The organism is Allorhizobium sp. DMC15 (assembly GCF_056314065.1).
The window spans coordinates 622,738-640,987 of the sequence record NZ_JBQUZB010000001.1; the positions used below are offsets into that span (position 1 = coordinate 622,738).

The window sequence follows — 18,250 nt, forward strand, 5'->3', positions numbered from 1 at the left end:
AGACCGCCTTGTCTGCGACATTGGATCGCGGGTCGCTGTCAGAAACGATCCCGCAGGGCATACCAGGTGAGAGCGAGAAACAGCAGTGGTTTGCGCAACCGGCCGCCACCTGGGAAAGGCGGGATCTTGAGGTCCTTCAGGATGTCGAGCTCGCTGGCATTGCCGGCCACCATGTCGGCATACATCTTGCCGGAATAGTTGGACAGCATCACGCCATGGCCGGAATAGCCGGCAAGCGAGGTGACGCCGGGCAGCACCTCCCGCGCGAACGGTTTGCGCGGCATTGTGATCCCGACTGAGCCTCCCCAGGCATGGGTCATCTCGACGGAAGCCAGGCTCGGATAGATCTCTGCGATCTGCCGGCGGATATGGCTTGAAATGTCGCGCGGACTGTCCGAAGTATAGGCTTCGCGGCCCCCGAACAGCAGCCGCCCGTCCCGCGTCTTGCGGAAATATCGCACCACGAAACGACTGTCGGCAACCGCCTCCGAGCCCGGGAGCACGTCCGGGAATTTGTCGAGCGGCACGGTCGCCCCGATAAAGGAACGGATCGGCATGACATGCGCGGCCGTCACCGGCTCAAGATTGCCGATATAGGCATTGGTGGCGATGAGCACTCGATCCGCGGTGATGGTGCCCCTCGGCGTATCGATCACCGTCTTGCCACCGGCCTGCCGGATCGCGCTGGCCGGCGTCCTCTCGTGGATCTTTGCCCCTACAGAGGCCGCAACCCGCGCCAGACCGACAAGAAGCTTCAAGGGATGGATGTGCCCGGTGCCCGTATCTCTCACTCCATAGTGAAAGCGGGTCGACCCCACCCGTTGCCCGGTCTCTTCGCGGTCCATGAACGAGACATGCGGATAACCGTAGCGAGTGGCCATCACTTCGGCGTCGTGGCGGTAGTCATTCTCCCAGCCGCGTTTGTGCGCGACATTCATCTGCCCGGGTATGTAGTCGATGTCGATGCCGTGCTGCTCAGCGAAGTCGAGCAGATAATGCTTGGCGTTTTCTGCAAGGTCGAACAGGGCCTTCGACCGTTCATAGCCGAGTTCCGCCTCCAGTTCGGTCGGCCAGGCGCGCTGCCCGGTGCCCAACTGTCCGCCATTGCGGCCGGATGCGCCGTCCCCGAAACGGCTGCCTTCGATGAGAACGACGGAGGCGCCAAGACGGGAGAGATTGAAGGCCGCCTGCAGGCCTGTATAGCCGCCGCCGATGATGGCAACGTCTGCTGAGACCGAGCCGTCGAGCGCCGGATATTCCGGTCGATCGCCGACACTGGCCTGATACCAGGAGATACCCGGTGCGATGGGGCTTTGCCAGGTCATGGTTTTGTCTTCCTCACACGTTGAGCAGGAGGAATTCGCGTTCCCATGGGCTGATGACCTGCATGAAGGTCTCGAACTCGCCGCGCTTCACTCCGGCATAGAGGCCGACGAACTCGGCGCCGAAGACCTCGTTGAAGTCGGGTTCACCTTCAAGCAGTGCGACTGCTTCGAGCAGGCCTCGCGGCAGATCGACGGAGCCTTCGTTGGCCGAACCTTCGGCGGCTGCCGTCGGCTCGATCTGTTTGACGATCCCCAGATAACCGCAGGCGAGCGAGGCCGCCAGCGCAAGATAGGGATTGGCATCCGAACTCGGCAGACGGTTTTCGACACGACGGGCGGCAGCATCCGAAACCGGCACACGGAACGCCGTCGTACGGTTGTCGTAGCCCCAGGCATTGTTCACGGGAGCTGCCATGTCCGGTGTCAGGCGGCGATAGGAGTTCACATAGGGGGCCAGCATCACCAGCGAACTTGGCACGTATTTCTGCATGCCGCCGATGAAGTGGAAGAACTCCGCCGATGCCGAGCCGTCGGGATTTGAGAACACGTTCTTGCCGGTCTTGATGTCGACCACCGACTGGTGGATGTGCATCGCCGAGCCCGGCTGGCCCTGCATTGGCTTCGCCATGAAGGTCGCATAGATTCCGTGCTTCAGCGCCGCCTCGCGGATCGTGCGCTTGAACATGAAGACCTGATCGGCAAGCTCGATCGGATTGCCGTGACGCAGATTGATCTCGAGCTGGGCCGGACCCTCTTCATGGATCAGCGTGTCGATCTCCAGCCCCTGCTTCTCCGAGAAGTGGTAGATGTCGTCGATCAACTCGTCGAACTCGTTGATGCCGGCGATCGAATAGCCCTGACCGCCGACGATCGAGCGGCCAGACCGCCCCTTCGGCGGATGCAGCGGATAGTCCGGATCGTCGTTCATCGCGACGAGATAGAACTCGATTTCCGGCGCCACGACCGGCTTCCAGCCCTTGTTCTCGTAGAGCTTCAATACGTTTTTGAGCACGTTGCGAGGCGTGTAGGAGACGTTCTCGCCGTCGACATTGACGATGTCGCAGATGACCTGTGCCGTCGGATCGGTTTCCCAGGGCACGACGGATAGCGTCGAGAGATCGGGCACCAGCTTCAGGTCGCTGTCGCGCGGCTCGTAACGGAAATTTTCGGTTTCATCCGGATATTCGCCCGAAATCGTATGGCGATACAGCGCCGAGGGCAGCGCCAGCGACGTGTTCGAGGTGAACTTTGAGGACGGCATCATTTTGCCGCGCGGGACACCGGCGAGGTCGGGCGTGATGCATTCGATGTCCTCGATGCCGCGCGCGCGAAGCCAGGTTGCCGCTTCCTTCCAGTTGGAGACACCACGCTTCGATCCGGGATCCGGCGGAATGACCGCTTTTTTGGAGGGCGCGCTCTGGGGTCTCAGCATGGATTTCTTCGCGGGCATGTCTCACCGGTTGGTTGTTGATGGGTTCCATCATAGCCGGACTTTCCTTAATGGCGAGGGGGTAACCGGCGAGTTTGATCAAAGTTTGCCGATAGACGCGGATTTGACAGGAGAGTTGCCATGGCCATGACCTATGACGTCGCCATTATCGGCGCCGGCGCCGCCGGCATGATGGCGGCCTTCACTGCCGGACGGCGGGGGCGCTCTGTCATCGTGCTCGACCACGCCAAAGCGCCGGGTGAAAAGATCCGCATCTCCGGCGGTGGTCGCTGCAATTTCACCAATATCCACGCCGGCCCGAAGAATTATCTCTCCGAAAATCCGCATTTCGCAAAGTCCGCGCTTGCCCGATACACCCCCGCCGACTTCATTTCCTTGGTCGACCGCCACAAGATCGCATGGCACGAAAAGACCCTCGGCCAGCTTTTCTGTGACGATAGCGCGAAAGATATCATCCGCATGCTCCTGGAGGAGATGCGTGCCGCTCATGTCGAGTTGAGACTGTCCTGCGATATATCTGAGGTGACCAAAAATTTGGACGGATTCGGGCTGCAGACGAGTGAGGGACCCGTCCGCGCTCGCAATCTCGTGGTCGCCTGCGGCGGAAAGTCGATCCCGAAGATGGGTGCGACGGGCTTTGCCTACCGGATTGCAGAACAGTTTGGTTTATCGGTTACGGAGACCAGACCCGCACTGGTGCCGTTGACGCTGGAACCCAATCTGCTTTCGTCCCTGTCCGAACTATCCGGCGTCGCCGTCGAGGCCGAGATCGCCCTCGGCAAGACGCATTTCCGCGAGGCTATGCTCTTTACCCACCGCGGTCTCTCCGGGCCGGCTATCCTGCAGATATCGAGCTATTGGCGTGAGGGCGATGAGATCGTCCTGTCGCTGGAACCGAACCGGGATTTCGTCGAAATCCTGAAGTCTGCCAAGCGCGAAAACGGCCGGCAGCAGGTCCAGACCGTGCTGTCGCAGCATCTGCCGAAGCGTCTCGCCCAATATTTCGCGGAAACGCATCGACTGGAACGCCCGCTTGCCGACCTTTCCGACAAGGCTCTCGTGGCGGTGGCCGCGCAGATCAGCGCCTGGCGCCTGAAACCGGCCGGATCGGAAGGTTATCGGACCGCCGAAGTCACCCTGGGCGGTGTGGAAACCCGCCATCTCGACAGCCGCACCCTGCAGGCGAGGGAGGTCCCGGGCCTCTTCTTCGTCGGAGAATGCGTCGACGTCACCGGTTGGCTCGGCGGCTTCAATTTTCAGTGGGCCTGGGCGTCGGGCCATGCCGCTGGCGAAAGCCTTTGAACTTTTCGCCGGTTACGGGCAAGCTTTGCATTGTAATTCAGGACTTGTTAACATGCCTCAGCCATCCTGACAGAATGCCGGCGCGCCAGCCGTGGGCGTGACATGAGGTCTGGTCGGCAGCCGTTAGGCATGTTCTCGTCACGACCTTTTCAAGGATTGCATGGATGACCTCTGAGAACCGCAAGCCCCGCGCCATTGCCATCGCCGTCAGCCGCCGGCAGGACGAAGAGCGCAATACCCTCCGCGCGCTGGTCATCAGCAGCCTGTTTGCCGCAAGCATGTTGGCGACCCTCGCCGCCGGCTATATCCTCGGCTGAAGCAAACGCCCGAAATTCGACCTCAACGGGCCTCGGCCCGTGCATTCACTTGGCCGTGGATCGCCTGATCGACCTCGACTAAACGTGGTCGACACTTGAAACGTGGCGTTCTCGTGTGGAGACGGTCTCGTTTGCGCCGCGACGGCACAGAAACCGACGCAGCTGACCTTGCGCCAATGTAGCGCTTAACCTCACCTTGATACTTTTGCTGTCATGCTGGTCCACGGAGTGGAGTGATGTCGTCGCAGACCCGTCTGCGTGGCATTGAATTGTCGGAGGAGTCCCGTCTCCGCCGCGTGGAGGACGTGTTTTGATTGATCAGATTTTGTCCCGATTTTCAATTTCGACAAAGGTTGTCGCCTTCGTGCTTCCCTTTGTCCTGTCCATCACGGCCGTCGGCCTGATGGGTCTTTATGCTTCCGGTCTGCTGCAGCAGCGCATGGAAATCTCCAACGGTACCATGCGCTCGCTCAACGGGTTCCGCATGGCCAGCGCAGCAATGACCCGCTTCCTGGGTGAAACGTCCGAAGAGACCCGCACCGCCGTGCTTTCCCAGCTCGATGCCCAGCAGGCCACCCTGCAGGACAATATCGCCGAGATTGGCGAAGGCGGCATGGGCCGCAATTTCCTGGATGAAGCGATTGCCGGAACTGGAGCGATCAACCAGAAGATCGACGCGCTGTGGCAGTTGCATCAGTCGGAGGTCGAGACCGCCGCCGCCATCCAGGAGCATCTGAAAGGCCTGATGGCCCAGCAGATCCGCGTGGCCGACGAAGCGCAGAAGCTGCAGCGCGCCGTCGTCAGCGGCGAAGGTGACGCCAAGGCGGCGCTGCGCGAGGCTGACCGTCTCGCAGCGGCCGGCTCACAGCTCTCCGAATTCATCCGCGGCTATTTCGCCGCCGGTCTGCCGGAAGCGCAGATCCCCTATCTGCAGAAGCAGATCCCTGAACTGGTCAAGACCCAGCGCAAGATCGCCAATGCTCTGCCGGCAAAGCTCAAGCCCATGGGCAAGGAGTTCCAGGCCGCGATCGGTGAAATCAAGACCCAGATCGCGACCGGAGACACCAGCCTTGATGCCGGTCGTGCGCTCGGCTCCATCGTTGCTCGTTTCCGTGGGTTCGCGGCAACGCTCGAGCAGGGTGCGAAGGAGAAATACGCCCTGTCGGTGGAGAAATTCGCCGCCGTCGAAACGGGCGCCGTTCAGGCCGACGACGTGCAGGTCGGCAGCCGCATGCTGGTGTCGGATGTCTACGACCTGCGTCTGGTCGCCGCCAACTTCCTGACCGTCAAGGACGAAAAGGCTCGCGAGCCGCTGCTGCGCCAGATCAAGCTGGTCGGTGACAATCTCGTCGTGCTCGGCGGCAGCATCGCCGACAAGGCTTTCTATGAGAGCCTCACCGCCGCGATCCAGCCGCTCCTCGCAGCACTCGCCAGCGATTCCGAAACCTTGGTCCAGACGAGCACCGCGCGTGCCGAGAGCTTTGCCGATGCTAGCCGCACCATGGACTCGATCTGGGCATCGCTCACATCCTTCGCCGACCTGCAAAAGGATGCGGCCGGCACCGAGCGTCAGGAAGCAAATCGCCTGTCGATCGGCACAACGATCGCCGGTGTCATCCTCGCCATCATCGGTGGTTTTGCCCTTGTGCTGACACTGCAGCGCCCGATCGCTCACATCACCGCCACCATGCAGCGCCTCGCCGAAGGCGATCTCGAAGCCGGTATTGCCGGCGACAAGCGCGGTGACGAGATTGGCGCCATGGCGCGCGCGCTGGCTGTCTTCAAGACAAACGCCCGCAGCAAGATCGAGATTGAAGCCGAGCGCCAGCGCGAGCAGATCGAAGCCGAGGCCGAACGCCGGCGCAACGACGAGGAGAAGCAGGCCCTCGACCGCCAGATCGAGCATGCCGTCGGCAAGCTCGCCCAGGCGCTGGAACGTCTTGCGGTGGGTGACATCTCCTTCGAGATCGAAGGCCGCTTCCACGGTCGCCTCGAACAGCTGCGCACCGATTTCAATCTCTCGCTCGCCCACCTGCGCGACACGATGCACCAGATCTCCGGCAACGTGGATCAGATCCAGAACAATGGTCGGCAGATGGCGCAGTCGGCCCTCGACCTCGCCCGCCGCACGGAACAGCAGGCCGCCTCGCTTGAGGAAACAGCCGCGGCCGTTGACGAGATCACGGCGGCCGTCCGCTCCTCCTCGGAGCGCGCGGAACAGGTGAACGGTGTCGTGCGCGAAGCCAAGAAGAACGCCGACGAATCCGCCGTCGTGGTCGGCAGTGCGATCTCGGCCATGGGCCGGATCGAAGACGCCTCGCGGCAGATCTCCAACATCATCGGCGTCATTGATGAAATCGCCTTCCAGACGAATCTTCTGGCCCTCAACGCAGGCGTCGAAGCCGCCCGCGCGGGCGAAGCCGGCAAGGGTTTTGCCGTCGTTGCTCAGGAAGTGCGCGAACTCGCCCAGCGCTCGGCCAATGCGGCCAAGGAGATCAAGAGCCTGATCAACCGCTCCGCAACGGAAGTGGCGAGCGGCTCGACCCATGTCCAGCAGACGGGCGAAGTCCTCTCCCGCATCGGCACCCAGATCGCAGCAATCAGCGACCACGTTGAAAAGATCGCAGCAACGAGCCGCGAACAGTCTGGCGCCTTGCAGGAGGTCAATGGGGCGGTCAACCGCATGGATCAGATGACCCAGCAGAACGCCGCCATGGTGGAAGAGGCAACGGCTGCAACACAGGACCTGTCGATGCAGACCGATGCGCTACGCGACTTGCTGCAACAGTTCCGCATCGAGGCGGATCGCGGGCAGGGGGCGGCTCGGGCAGCTTGACCCGAGAGTTCCACAACAAGACCAGAAGAGCCCGGTGTCGTTACCGGGCTCTTCTGCATTGATCAGCAAGGATCCGTTTGAACACAGGTCCCGTGCCGTACCATCGTCCCGGAAAGGACGGTTCGCGACCTGGAGATCCATCCAAGGAGACGGAGCCATTTGCGGTGGAGCCGAAGAGACAGAGGCTCCGAATATTGCCGGTAGAACGCATCCTCATCCCTCAGACTGCGCATCCTTGGTTCTTTGCGCAGCAGGACGAATGCCATCATTATCGAAGGTTCGGTCACGAAATCGGTCCTCCCGTTGATGTTTTGCGATACGAGGACAATATCGCTCATATTTGGCTGTATAAACGCCGCTGAATGTATTATCTATTTCATCTATGAAAGACATCGCCTGGGATGCGTACCAAATTTTTATCGTCGTCGCGCGTCAGGGCGGGTTGACGGCAGCGGCTGAGATGACCGGACTGAGCCCCGCCACGCTCGGTCGGCGAATGGTGGAGCTTGAACAGCGCCTGGGGCGGGAACTCTTCCTGCGCAGTCAGACAGGCTATCGCCTGACGCCGGATGGCGGCCAGTTGCTGGACCAGCTATCCGAGTGGGAGGCGGCGAGCCGCAAGGTCGAGGAATGGCGCCGCGGAACCGGCGGTCAGGCTTTGGTGCGCGTCAGCCTCGGCACCTGGATTGCGTGGCTGGTGGCGCAGAACATGCATGCCGTTCGCAGCGAGCGTGACCCCTTCAGGATTGACATGCACATCGCCGAACAGCGAGCCCGCCTCGCGCATCGGGAAAGCGATATCGGCATCCGGGCCTTCGAGCCGGAGGAACCCAATCTCGCCGCAGTGGCGGCAGGAGAGGTGGCCTACGCCGCCTATCGTGCCCGCAATCGGGATTGGATCGGGGCCGAGCCATGGCTGGCGGTGGATACGGAAAACGCCGTGTCGAACTATCTGCGTTGGCCGCATGAAAACAAGCCGGATCGCATCGTCGTCACGGTCAACCGTCCGCGCTCGCTGCTCGATCTGGTGCGGGCGGGCGCGGGAATGGCTGTCCTACCCTGCTTCGTGGGCGATCTCGATCCGACGCTGGAACGCACGGGGGAGGAAATCGGCCCGCTCCGTCACCGCCAGTGGATCGTCATGAACAACGATGACCGCCATCGTCGGGAGATCCGCACCGTCGTCGATCGGATGGCAAAACTGCTTGCCGCCCATAAGGACCTTCTGGCAGGCCGCCGGCCGAGCAAGACCGCGTGACAGCACAAAAAAGACGCAGCATCGCCGCGTCCAACATGTGAATATCATGGAGATGAAGAGAAATGGTACGGTTGGGGGGTCTCGAACCTCCGACCTCAGGTGCCACAAACCTGCGCTCTAACCAACTGAGCTACAACCGCACATGACCGCGTCGCTGACGCCGTCGAGGGGTCACATACGAGCAGTCGGATTTTTTTTCAAGCCCTTTCTGCGGATGATGCAAAATGCGCTTGAATGAAAAAGGGCCGCGCTCGAAAGCCCGGCCCCTTGATCTGGGAGGATCTTGTCTCTCGAAGACGGATCAGGCGGCCTTGAAGGTCGAAACGACCTTTTCTGCGGCTTCCTTGCCCGGCTTTGCGACGGATTCGGCAACCTTCTTGGCGGTTTCCTGAATTGCCTTGGCCTGCTCGATCGTCACTTCAGCCTGCTTGCGGATGAAGGAGGTCTGCAGTTCGACGAGTTCGGCGACGGACTTCACGCCGAGCAGGGCTTCGAGATGCGAGAGCGAATGCTCGGTGTTGGTGCGCAGCGCGTCGATTGCCTTGAGGCCCAGTTCGACGGTGCCGGCCTGGGCGGTCTGCACGGTGGCTTCCACGGTCTTGGTGGCTTCTTCGGTGGCGCTCTTCATCTTGGCATAGGCTTCCTTCGACTGCGCGGCGCCCTTTTCGGCGAAGTCACGGAAGCTTTCCTGCAGCTTGGAAGGGTCGAAGCTGGAGAACGAGAAGATATCCTTGGTCATGATGCATTTCCTCTTTTGGGGAGGGTGTTGCGGACCCTCATTGTGTCTCTGATGAGGAGTATATAGCACCGATTATTGTGCATTGCAATATCATTGTGCGACGCACAATTAGAATTCCTTCATGTGGAGATTCAGGGCGATTAACCTTATCGACCGAAACAAGGGCCACTTTCTGGACCCCAAGCCCCTCCCTAGCTATTAAAAATCTGTTAATTTGCCTTTCGAGGCCATGACGTGACAGGTTCAGCAATGCCCGCCCAATACCCTTTCATCGATGTCGCCGTGCATGATCTGATCCGCCCCAGGCTTGCCCGGGGCGAGGCTCTCGTGCTGTTTTCGAAGGCGCTGGAGCGGGTGTTGTGGTGCAATGGTGCGGGCGCCCGATTCTTTGGCCAGTCCTCGATCTACGATTTCCTCGAAGAGGGGCCCGACCGGGCCGATGTCACCTTCCGCCAGATCGACGCTGTCGCCCGCCAGTTGCAGGCGACCGGTGACAGCCGCAGCCTGATGCTGCGCGTGACTGCCGGTTTCCAGAAGGTGCCCGTGACGGCGACTGCAGAGCGAATCGAGATTCGCCCCGGTGAAGCCGTCGTGCTTCTGGCGGTGCCCGCCCTCGGCAAGGGGCGTTTGGGCGTTGATGAGCGTGCGCGCGACCTGATGAGCGGCTTCGATGATCCGGACACGCACATGGCCGTGTTGGATGGGGAGGGGACCGTGATTGCGGGCTCGTCCGAATATTCGAAACTCGGCGTGACGCCCCAGACGGCCCGCATGCTGGTCAATCTGGTCGAGGCTGATGCCGATCGCCTGGTGAAGCGCCCCATCCCGACGGGTCGTGGTTACCTCCCGGCCGCCATCGGTAAAATCTCCGATGATCCTTCGCTGCATCTCCTGTTTGCCGTGGAGACCATCCTCGGCCAGATGGACCCGAGCGACGATTTCGCGCAACCGACCGAATCGTCGGACATGCATGACGCGGCAGACGAAGACCCTGTCGAGGCGGTCGCCGAGCCGGTTCGTGCCGACGATCAAGATGTGCCTGCGGCTGCGGGAGGCCATGCCGTTCCGGAGCGGGAGCCGGACGCAAACGAGAGCCCCGAAGCTTTCTCCGACGTCATCGAGGCAATCGGTGCCATCGAAGAGATCGAGCCTGTTGTGGAAGACGATGCAGGTCTTGCTGGTTCGGATCAGGAAACATTCGCCGCAGAGGGTGGCGCCATCGAAACCGGAGCGGATTCGGAGCAGGCGCGCGATACGGTAGGCGAAGATAGTGTAAGTGGTTCCGACGCAATCGCCGCAGGGCCGTCGTCTTCCGGAGAGGCTGAAGCCACCGCCGCAGACCGCGATCACGAGGCATCGGAGCTGTGGGAGCCGGAGCGGGAAACTGAGACACAGGGGACCGAAGAGACTGGCGAGATGAAGGCATCCTCCGATGCGGTCGTCGCGACCACGCCCGAAAGCGCCGAGGCACCCATCGACCGGTCGTCTGTCGCGCCCGCGACCACGGTCCGGATGTTCGATACCCCTGTTGCCGATGGGAGCAATCCCTTTGTCTTCGAACCGGGGCGCCGTGCCACCCGTTTCGTTTGGAAGATCGATGCCGAGGGCCGTTTCAGCGAAGTCTCCGCGGAATTCGCCCAGGCTGTCGGTCCTCGGGCCGCAGATATCAATGGCGTCGCCTTTTCCGATCTCGCGGCGCTGTTCAACCTCGATCCGGATGGCAAGATCGGCGAGCTTCTGAAGAAGCGCGACACCTGGTCCGGCAAGACCATTTTGTGGCCGGTCGAGGGAACGAGCCTGGTGGTGCCCGTCGATCTCGCGGCTTTGCCAACCTATACCCGCAACCGGGATTTCGACGGGTTCCGCGGCTTCGGCATCGTCCGTTCCGCCGATGCTCAGGAAGATCCGAATGCAACAGGTCTGACCTTCGTGTCGACGGTTGAAACTGCAGACGATCCGGCCGATGAGAATCTGTCCGACAGCTCGCGAGAGGAAGATCTCGAAGAGTTCCTGTCCGAACTGCGTGAAGGCGAAGAACACCCGCCGGAGGATTTCGAAGAAGAGCAACTGCATCATCCGGAGCTCGATGACGTCGACCGCTGGGTGGTGGGTGATGACGATGGAGCTTTCGTCTCGCAGGACGCGGCTTCCGATATCGGCGCCGCCACGGCGGCCGATGCAGGCTCACCCCTTGCCAATGACGCAGAGACAGCATCCTCCGCCAAGCCGGCGAATGATGAAGGGCCCCGCCCGGCTAATACCTATGAGCCGCCGGTGCTTCGCATCATGCAGCCGCAAAAGCCCAACCAGCCGGACAAGATCGTCCAGCTCGAAGAGCACCGGAGCCGCAGCCGCGAGAACCTGACCCCGGGCGAACAGGCAGCTTTCCGCGAGATTGCCCGAAAGCTCGATCCTCTCGGTCTTCGCGCGCGCGTGGAAGAATCGCTGAATCCCGCATCCGCACCACCGCCGGCGCTGAGCATGTCTCCGCCGTCCGGGCCCATCACCGCTGCCGACACGACCGCCGCATCCGCCAGTGCGTCCTCGACCGAGGACGCGGCGCGGGTCGATGCGCCGGCCGAGCCCACACCGTTGGAACCGGAAATTGCAGCCGCAGCCTTGGCTGAGCCTCCGACGGCGCCCACGCTCGACGGTCTGCCGTCGCGTCGCGACCGTTGCCTCACTGCCGAGATCGTCGATCTCATGCCCGTCGCCCTTCTGGTCCATGTTGGCGACAGGCTCATCCACGCCAATCCAGAATTCTTTGCACTGACCGGATACGCCTCGCTCGACGAACTGGACGCCGTCGGCGGGCTTGATGCGCTGATCCAGCGTCAGGATTCGGACGAGAACGGCGGCCAGTCCGGCCGTGTCGTGGCCGTCTGTGCCGATGACCGCCTGGTACCGGTCACAGCCCGTCTGCAGTCTGTCCGCTTTGACGAAGCAAGCGCCTTGATGCTGGCTTTGATCGCCCAGCCGGGCGACGCCGCGGCCGGCCCGCAACAGGTCGATATTCGAAGCGAGACGCCGGCTGCGGAACAGGCTCAGCCCGCCGAAATGGCGCGCCTCAAGGTCGAGGTGGATGAACTGCGCTCGATCCTGGAAACCGCGACCGATGGCGTTGTCATTCTCGATTCGGACGGCGACATCCGGTCGATGAACCGGGCCGCGAGTGCCCTGTTCAACTTCGATGACATGGAGACACGCGGCAAGCCTTTCGTCATGCTCTTTGCCCATGAGAGCCAGAAGTCGATCCTCGACTATCTGAACGGCCTATCCGGCCACGGCGTGGCGAGCGTTCTCAACGACGGGCGCGAAGTCATCGGTCGCGAGGCCTCGGGCGGCTTCTTGCCGCTGTTCATGACCATTGGCCGCCTCAACTCGTCGAATGGGTTTTGCGCGGTGATCCGGGACATCACCCAGTGGAAGCGGACCGAGGAGGAACTGCGCAACGCCAAGCGCGCCGCCGAGACCGCCAACGCTCACAAGACCGACTTCCTCGCCCGCGTCAGCCACGAGATCCGCACTCCGCTCAATGCCATCATCGGTTTTGCCGATATGATGGCGAATGAGCACTTCGGTCCGGTTGGTCACCCGCGCTACGGCGAATACGCCCACGACATCGTGCGTTCCGGACGGCATGTCCTCGATATCGTCAATGACCTGCTCGATATCTCAAAGATCGAAGCGGGCGAGATGGAACTCGATTTCGCCTCTGTCGGATTAAACGATATGGTCCAGGCTGCGGTTTCGATTGTTCAGCCCCAGGCCAACAGCCAGCGTGTGATTATCCGCACCGCCCTGTCCCAGGCCGTTCCGAATGTCGTGGCCGATGGTCGCTCGATCAAACAGATCGCGCTCAACATCCTCGCAAACGCCATTCGCTATACACCGGCTGGCGGGCAGATCATCGTATCGACGTCCTACGAGGCGAATGGCAGCGTCACCCTGCGGATCCGCGACACCGGTATCGGCATGTCGAGAAGCGAACTGGAGCAGGCAATGAAGCCCTTCCGCCAGGTCTCGACGGGGACGCCGCGCAATCGCGGGGACGGGACGGGTCTCGGTCTGCCGTTGACCAAAGCCATGGTTGATGCCAATCGCGCCCAGTTCGCCATTTCGTCCACGCCGAACGAAGGCACCCTGGTCGAGGTGACCTTTCCGTCGCCGCGCGTTCTGGCGGATTGACGTCCGGCGACCCGAGGTCAGTTGCCCCTCAAATCGTGAGGCTTGAGACGGGGCACGCAGGCTCGATATGCTTTGAGTCATCGGGTCCGTGTCAAAACGTGTCCGCGCAATGACACGAAGAACCAGGTGAATCGACCATGACCACGCTCGGCGTACTCGCAGGCATTCTCTTTGCAATCGCAATCGGGGCCATGAGCCCGGGGCCGAGTTTCGTTCTTGTCTCCCGCATCTCCATTTCGCATTCCCGCGTCCACGGTCTGGCATCGGCCATCGGCATGGGGCTCGGAGGCGCCTTTTTCGCAACGCTGGCGCTGCTCGGGCTCGTTGCGCTCCTTCAACAGGTCGAGTGGCTCTATCTGGCGCTGAAATTCGCCGGCGGCCTTTACCTCGTTCATCTCGGTATCCGGATCTGGCAGGGCGCGAAGGCTCCGTTGGGCTCTGCGGCAGTTGGCAACGAGCCCGGAGCGGGCGCTTCACCCCTGCGAAGTCTTGGTCTCGCTTTCGTGACTCAGATCAGCAATCCGAAGACAGCGGTTGTTTATGCCAGCATCTTTGCCGCCTTGATGCCGCCTTCGCCGCCACTTTCCCTTTTGCTCGTCCTGCCGCCCGCGATCTTCGTGGTCGAGGCGGCCTGGTATGCCGTCGTGGCGCTCGCGTTTTCTGCACAACATTCGCAGCGTGTCTACCTGCGCTGGAAGACTGCGGTAGATCGGCTGGCGGCGCTCGTGATCGGCGGGCTCGGTCTTCGGCTCGCCGCCGAGACGGTATCATCGGCCTCCCGTCTGACCCTGCGATGATCCGCACGGTTTTCTTCGGCCGGTCTTTGCGCTAGAGGAAGTCCACTCCGCATCCGCTAGGGCCGACAGCTTGTACTCAGACGAAAGCGCGGGCACCGCCGCCCTGATCACTCCCGTTCGCACACGTATCGGCACGGCCACCCGGGCAGCGATGGTCGTGGCTCTCGTGGTGCTGATGCCGATCATCGCGATCTTTGTCATCGGCCTGTCGTCCGATCCGGGCAACTGGCAACACATGATGACCAACGTCATCCCGAGGGCAGGACTTCGCACGTTCTGGCTGCTGCTCTTCACCGGTCTGGTCACCGCGGCCTTCGGCATCGGGACCGCGTGGCTCGTTGCCGCCTGCGACTTTCCCTTCCGTCGCTTCCTGTCGCCGGCTCTCGTACTGCCGCTCGCAATCCCGTCCTACCTCGCCGCCTATGCCTTTGGCGAGTTCTTTGATTTCACCGGTCCGGTGCAGACGCTCTACCGTGCAGTCTTCGGCTACACCTCCTCGCGCGATTATGGATTCTTCGAGATCCGTTCTCTCGGCGGCGCCGTTCTCGTCATGTCGTCGGTTCTCTATCCTTACATCTACCTCGCCTGCCGCTCGATGTTCCTCATGCAGGGGCGTGCGGCCGCTGATGTGGCCCGTACCTTAGGCGCCGGTCCCTTGCGTGTCTTCGCCCGGATCCAGGTGCCCATGGCCAAACCAGCGATCATGATCGGCTTGACGCTCGTGATGATGGAAACGCTGAACGACATCGGAGCCGTCGAATATCTCGGGGTTCAGACACTGACCTTTTCGATCTACGACACGTGGCTCAACCGTGGCAGCCTTGCCGGTGCCGCGCAGATTGCCTGCGTGATGCTCGCTCTCGTCGCTTTGCTGCTCTTCGTCGAACGTCGCGCGCGCAAGCGGCAGCGCTTTGCCACCCACAAGACGACGGCTGTCGTGGCCGATGCCGTGCGTCTCAGATTGCAGGGCATGAAAGGCGCCTTGGCCGCCGTGTTTTGTCTTTTGCCGATCCTGTTCGGTTTCGTGGTGCCGGTAAGCGTGCTCGGTGGTTTTGCCCTGCGGCGGATGGGCGATTTCCTCGAACCCCGGCTGCTCGATGCCCTGTGGCACTCGACCCTCGTTTCCGCCTCGGCAGCGCTGATCACGGTATTGCTTGCTTTCGTGCTCGCCTATGCCGCGCGCACCGAGCGTTCCCGCTTGGCGCGCGGCGCCAGCCGCTTCGCCGCACTCGGCTACGGCATTCCCGGGACCGTGCTTGGCATCGGAGTGCTGATCCCCCTCGCGGCATTCGATAACGCCTTCGACGGCTTTCTGCGGCAGGTCTTCGGGGTGTCGAGCGGCTTGTTGTTGTCGGGGACGGGGTTTGCCATCGTCTATGCCTACACGGTCCGCTTCCTCACCATGGCGGAAGGCACGATCGACGCCGGCTTCCAGAAGCTATCCCCGCATCTCGACATGGCAGCCCGCACGCTTGGGCGCTCGGGGCCACAGACGTTGCGTCAGGTCCTGTTGCCCAACCTTCGCCCGGCGGTTCTCACGGCTGGATTGCTGGTGTTCATCGAAACGCTGAAGGAACTGTCCGCCACGATCCTGCTGCGGCCCTTCAATTTCAATACGCTCGCGACCCTCGTCTACGAAGACGCCTCACGCGGCATGGCACAGGATGCCGCCGTCGCTGCGATCATCATCATTCTCGCTGGATTGGTCCCTGTATTGCTGGTGTCGCGCTCGCTCGACGACACGCGCTGACAGCGCAAAAAAAATGGGCGGCCGAAGCCGCCCGCAGTGGATGCTGTCGAACCGGAGAAGAATGCGATCAACATCATGTCTTCGGAGCCGGAGCCGGCTCTGCCCGCACATCATTGTGCGTCTCCAAGTTGCCGACAGTCTTGCCAAATCCCAATTAACAGATCCTTACCGCCGCCCCATGCCGGATACCCTAGAATTGAGGTGTATGTTCTTGGGCCGACAGAATTCGGGACACAATCGCGTCAGGTCTTCAGCTCGGCCAGGTTGGCGAAGAGGTCAAGCGCTTCCGGATTGGCCAGCGCCTCCTTGTTCTTCACCGGGCGCCCATGCACCACTTCACGCACCGCGAGTTCCACGATCTTGCCCGATTTGGTGCGGGGGATGTCACGAACCTGAATGATCTTCGCCGGTACGTGGCGGGGCGATGCGCCGGTCCGTATCTTCGCCTTGATCTTCTTGTCCAGCGCCTCGTCCAAGGTGACACCGTCTACAAGCCGGACAAACAGGATGACGCGCACGTCGTCTTCGAAGTCCTGTCCGATGCAGATCGCCTCGGTGACTTCGTCCAGTTGCTCGACCTGATTGTAGATCTCGGCCGTCCCGATGCGCACGCCACCCGGATTGAGGGTGGCATCCGATCGGCCATGGATGACGATGCCGCCGTGTTCGGTCCATTCGGCGAAATCGCCGTGGCACCAGACATTGTCGAAGCGCTCGAAATAGGCGGCATGATATTTTGCGCCCTCGGGATCGTTCCAGAACATGATGGGCATCGAGGGGAAGGCCTTGGTGCAGACCAACTCACCCTTTTCGCCCCGCACCGGCTGCCCGTCATCGTTCCAGACGTCGATGGCGAGTCCCAGGCCTGGCCCCTGGATCTCTCCGCGCCAGACGGGCTTCAGTGGATTGCCGAGGACGAAGCAGGAGACGATGTCGGTACCGCCTGAGATGGACGCCAGTTGGATATCGTCCTTGATGTCTTCGTAGACGAAGGAGAAGCCCTCCGGCGAGAGCGGCGACCCTGTTGACGTCATCAACCGCAGGCTCGACAGATCATGCGTCGTCTTCGGCGTCAGCCCACCCTTGCGCACGGCGTCGATGTATTTTGCGGATGTTCCGAAAACCGCAAATTTCTCTTCCGCCGCATAGTCGAACAGCACATTGCCATCGGGATAAAAGGGCGAGCCGTCATAGAGGCACAGCGTGGCGCCGCAGGCGAGACCGGAGGCAAGCCAGTTCCACATCATCCAGCCGCAGGTGGTGAAGTAGAACAATCGGTCACCGGCTGCGAGACCGCAGTGAAACCGGTGTTCTTTCAGGTGCTGCAAGAGGGTGCCACCCGCCGAATGCACGATGCACTTGGGAACGCCGGTCGTTCCGGAAGAAAAGAGGATATAGAGCGGATGCGCAAAGGGCAGGCGTCGATAAATGATCTCCTGCACGGAGAAAGGCGCGACGTACTGTTCCAGGCTTCTGCCATTTTCGAGCCGTTCGATGAGCGCTGACGCGTCTCCGGCGTAAGGCACCACAAGCACGGGCACAGCGAGTCTTGCCGCCACCGCCGCCACTTTGTCGGCCACATCCTGGCGTTTGCCGTTGTACCAGTAACCGTCACAGGCAATGAACAGGCTCGGTTCGATCTGACCGAAGCGATCGAGCACACCCTGTTCGCCGAAGTCCGGCGAGCAGGACGACCAGATGGCACCAAGAGAACTGGCGGCCAGCATGAGCGCGACGGTTTCCGGCATATTCGGCATCATGGCGGCAATTCGGTCGCCGGACTTTACTCCCATCGCCTGCATGGCCTGCTGCAGACGCGAGACCATCGCGGTGAGCCTCTGCCAGCTCCAGCGGTCGGTAACCTTGTTTTCCCCCCGGAAGATCAGCGCGTCGCCTTCGCCGGGATGTGCGAGCAGGTTCTCTGCAAAATTCAGCTCGGCATGCGGAAAGAACCGCGCTTTCAGCATGTCGTCGCCGTTCGTCAGCGCGACGCCGCCTTTGGACCCGACCACGCCGCAATAATCCCAGACAGCCGACCAGAACGCTCCGCGTTCGCGGATCGACCAGTCGTGAAAGGTGTCATAGTCTTGTGAAGGGGCGCCGACGGACGAGCCACACCAATCGATGAAATGGCGCATCGGCTGCGCGGCCTTGAATGGCTCCGACGGGATCCAAAGGGGTGACTGCTCCATCAAACTCTCCTCCGCAGATGGCTGAGGCTTATAGCATATTGCACTGCGACATGAAGCCGGATTTGCGGCAGGAATTGGAGCAACTGGATTTGCAGC

At 61.7% G+C, this 18,250-nt stretch carries 11 protein-coding genes and 1 tRNA gene; 7 read left to right on the forward strand and 5 right to left on the reverse strand.

The annotated features are described in order from the left end of the window. Positions 1-38 precede the first annotated feature (38 nt). Positions 39-1,325 (reverse strand): NAD(P)/FAD-dependent oxidoreductase, encoded by a 1,287-nt coding sequence (locus ACT53S_RS03075; RefSeq protein WP_476065865.1) that lies wholly within the window; start codon positions 1,323-1,325, stop codon positions 39-41. A gap of 13 nt (positions 1,326-1,338) precedes the next feature. Further along, the gene (locus tag ACT53S_RS03080; RefSeq protein ID WP_113377227.1) at positions 1,339-2,775 is read right to left on the reverse strand and encodes a glutamine synthetase family protein; all 1,437 of its coding nucleotides are present in this window, start codon (positions 2,773-2,775) and stop codon (positions 1,339-1,341) included. Positions 2,776-2,895: 120 nt separating this feature from the next. On the opposite strand from ACT53S_RS03080, the gene ACT53S_RS03085 reads away from it, so the two are divergent. The 4 genes from ACT53S_RS03085 to ACT53S_RS03100 all read left to right on the forward strand — a co-directional run bounded on the left by ACT53S_RS03085 (position 2,896) and on the right by ACT53S_RS03100 (position 8,488). After that, on the forward strand, positions 2,896-4,077 hold the full coding sequence (locus ACT53S_RS03085; RefSeq protein ID WP_476065866.1) for a BaiN/RdsA family NAD(P)/FAD-dependent oxidoreductase: 1,182 nt from the start codon (positions 2,896-2,898) through the stop codon (positions 4,075-4,077). 164 nt (positions 4,078-4,241) lie between these two features. Continuing rightward, positions 4,242-4,394 (forward strand): hypothetical protein, encoded by a 153-nt coding sequence (locus ACT53S_RS03090; protein ID WP_476065867.1) that lies wholly within the window; start codon positions 4,242-4,244, stop codon positions 4,392-4,394. A gap of 364 nt (positions 4,395-4,758) precedes the next feature. Then, positions 4,759-7,230 (forward strand): methyl-accepting chemotaxis protein, encoded by a 2,472-nt coding sequence (locus ACT53S_RS03095; protein WP_476065868.1) that lies wholly within the window; start codon positions 4,759-4,761, stop codon positions 7,228-7,230. 382 nt (positions 7,231-7,612) lie between these two features. After that, positions 7,613-8,488 (forward strand): LysR family transcriptional regulator, encoded by an 876-nt coding sequence (locus ACT53S_RS03100; RefSeq protein WP_476065869.1) that lies wholly within the window; start codon positions 7,613-7,615, stop codon positions 8,486-8,488. Between the two features lie 63 nt (positions 8,489-8,551). On the opposite strand, the gene ACT53S_RS03105 is transcribed toward ACT53S_RS03100, so the two are convergent. Together ACT53S_RS03105 and ACT53S_RS03110 are read right to left on the reverse strand one after the other, a co-directional pair. After that, positions 8,552-8,628: transfer RNA gene (locus tag ACT53S_RS03105), tRNA-His, on the reverse strand. Between the two features lie 161 nt (positions 8,629-8,789). Beyond that, a complete protein-coding gene (locus ACT53S_RS03110) occupies positions 8,790-9,227 on the reverse strand; it encodes a phasin (protein ID WP_113377246.1) in 438 nt (145 codons plus the stop codon). 234 nt (positions 9,228-9,461) lie between these two features. On the opposite strand from ACT53S_RS03110, the gene ACT53S_RS03115 reads away from it, so the two are divergent. From ACT53S_RS03115 to ACT53S_RS03125, 3 genes are all read left to right on the forward strand, one after another. Continuing rightward, entirely contained in the window at positions 9,462-13,415 is a 3,954-nt protein-coding gene (locus tag ACT53S_RS03115; protein ID WP_476065870.1) for an ATP-binding protein, read from the forward strand. 137 nt (positions 13,416-13,552) lie between these two features. Continuing rightward, the gene (locus ACT53S_RS03120; protein WP_476065871.1) at positions 13,553-14,212 is read left to right on the forward strand and encodes a LysE family translocator; all 660 of its coding nucleotides are present in this window, start codon (positions 13,553-13,555) and stop codon (positions 14,210-14,212) included. Positions 14,213-14,363: 151 nt separating this feature from the next. Then, positions 14,364-15,962, forward strand: coding sequence for an ABC transporter permease (locus ACT53S_RS03125; RefSeq protein WP_476066624.1), 1,599 nt, complete (start codon positions 14,364-14,366; stop codon positions 15,960-15,962). 242 nt (positions 15,963-16,204) lie between these two features. Here the strand turns inward: ACT53S_RS03125 and ACT53S_RS03130 are convergent, their stop codons facing one another. Continuing rightward, the gene (locus ACT53S_RS03130; RefSeq protein ID WP_476065872.1) at positions 16,205-18,154 is read right to left on the reverse strand and encodes an acetoacetate--CoA ligase; all 1,950 of its coding nucleotides are present in this window, start codon (positions 18,152-18,154) and stop codon (positions 16,205-16,207) included. Positions 18,155-18,250 lie beyond the last annotated feature (96 nt).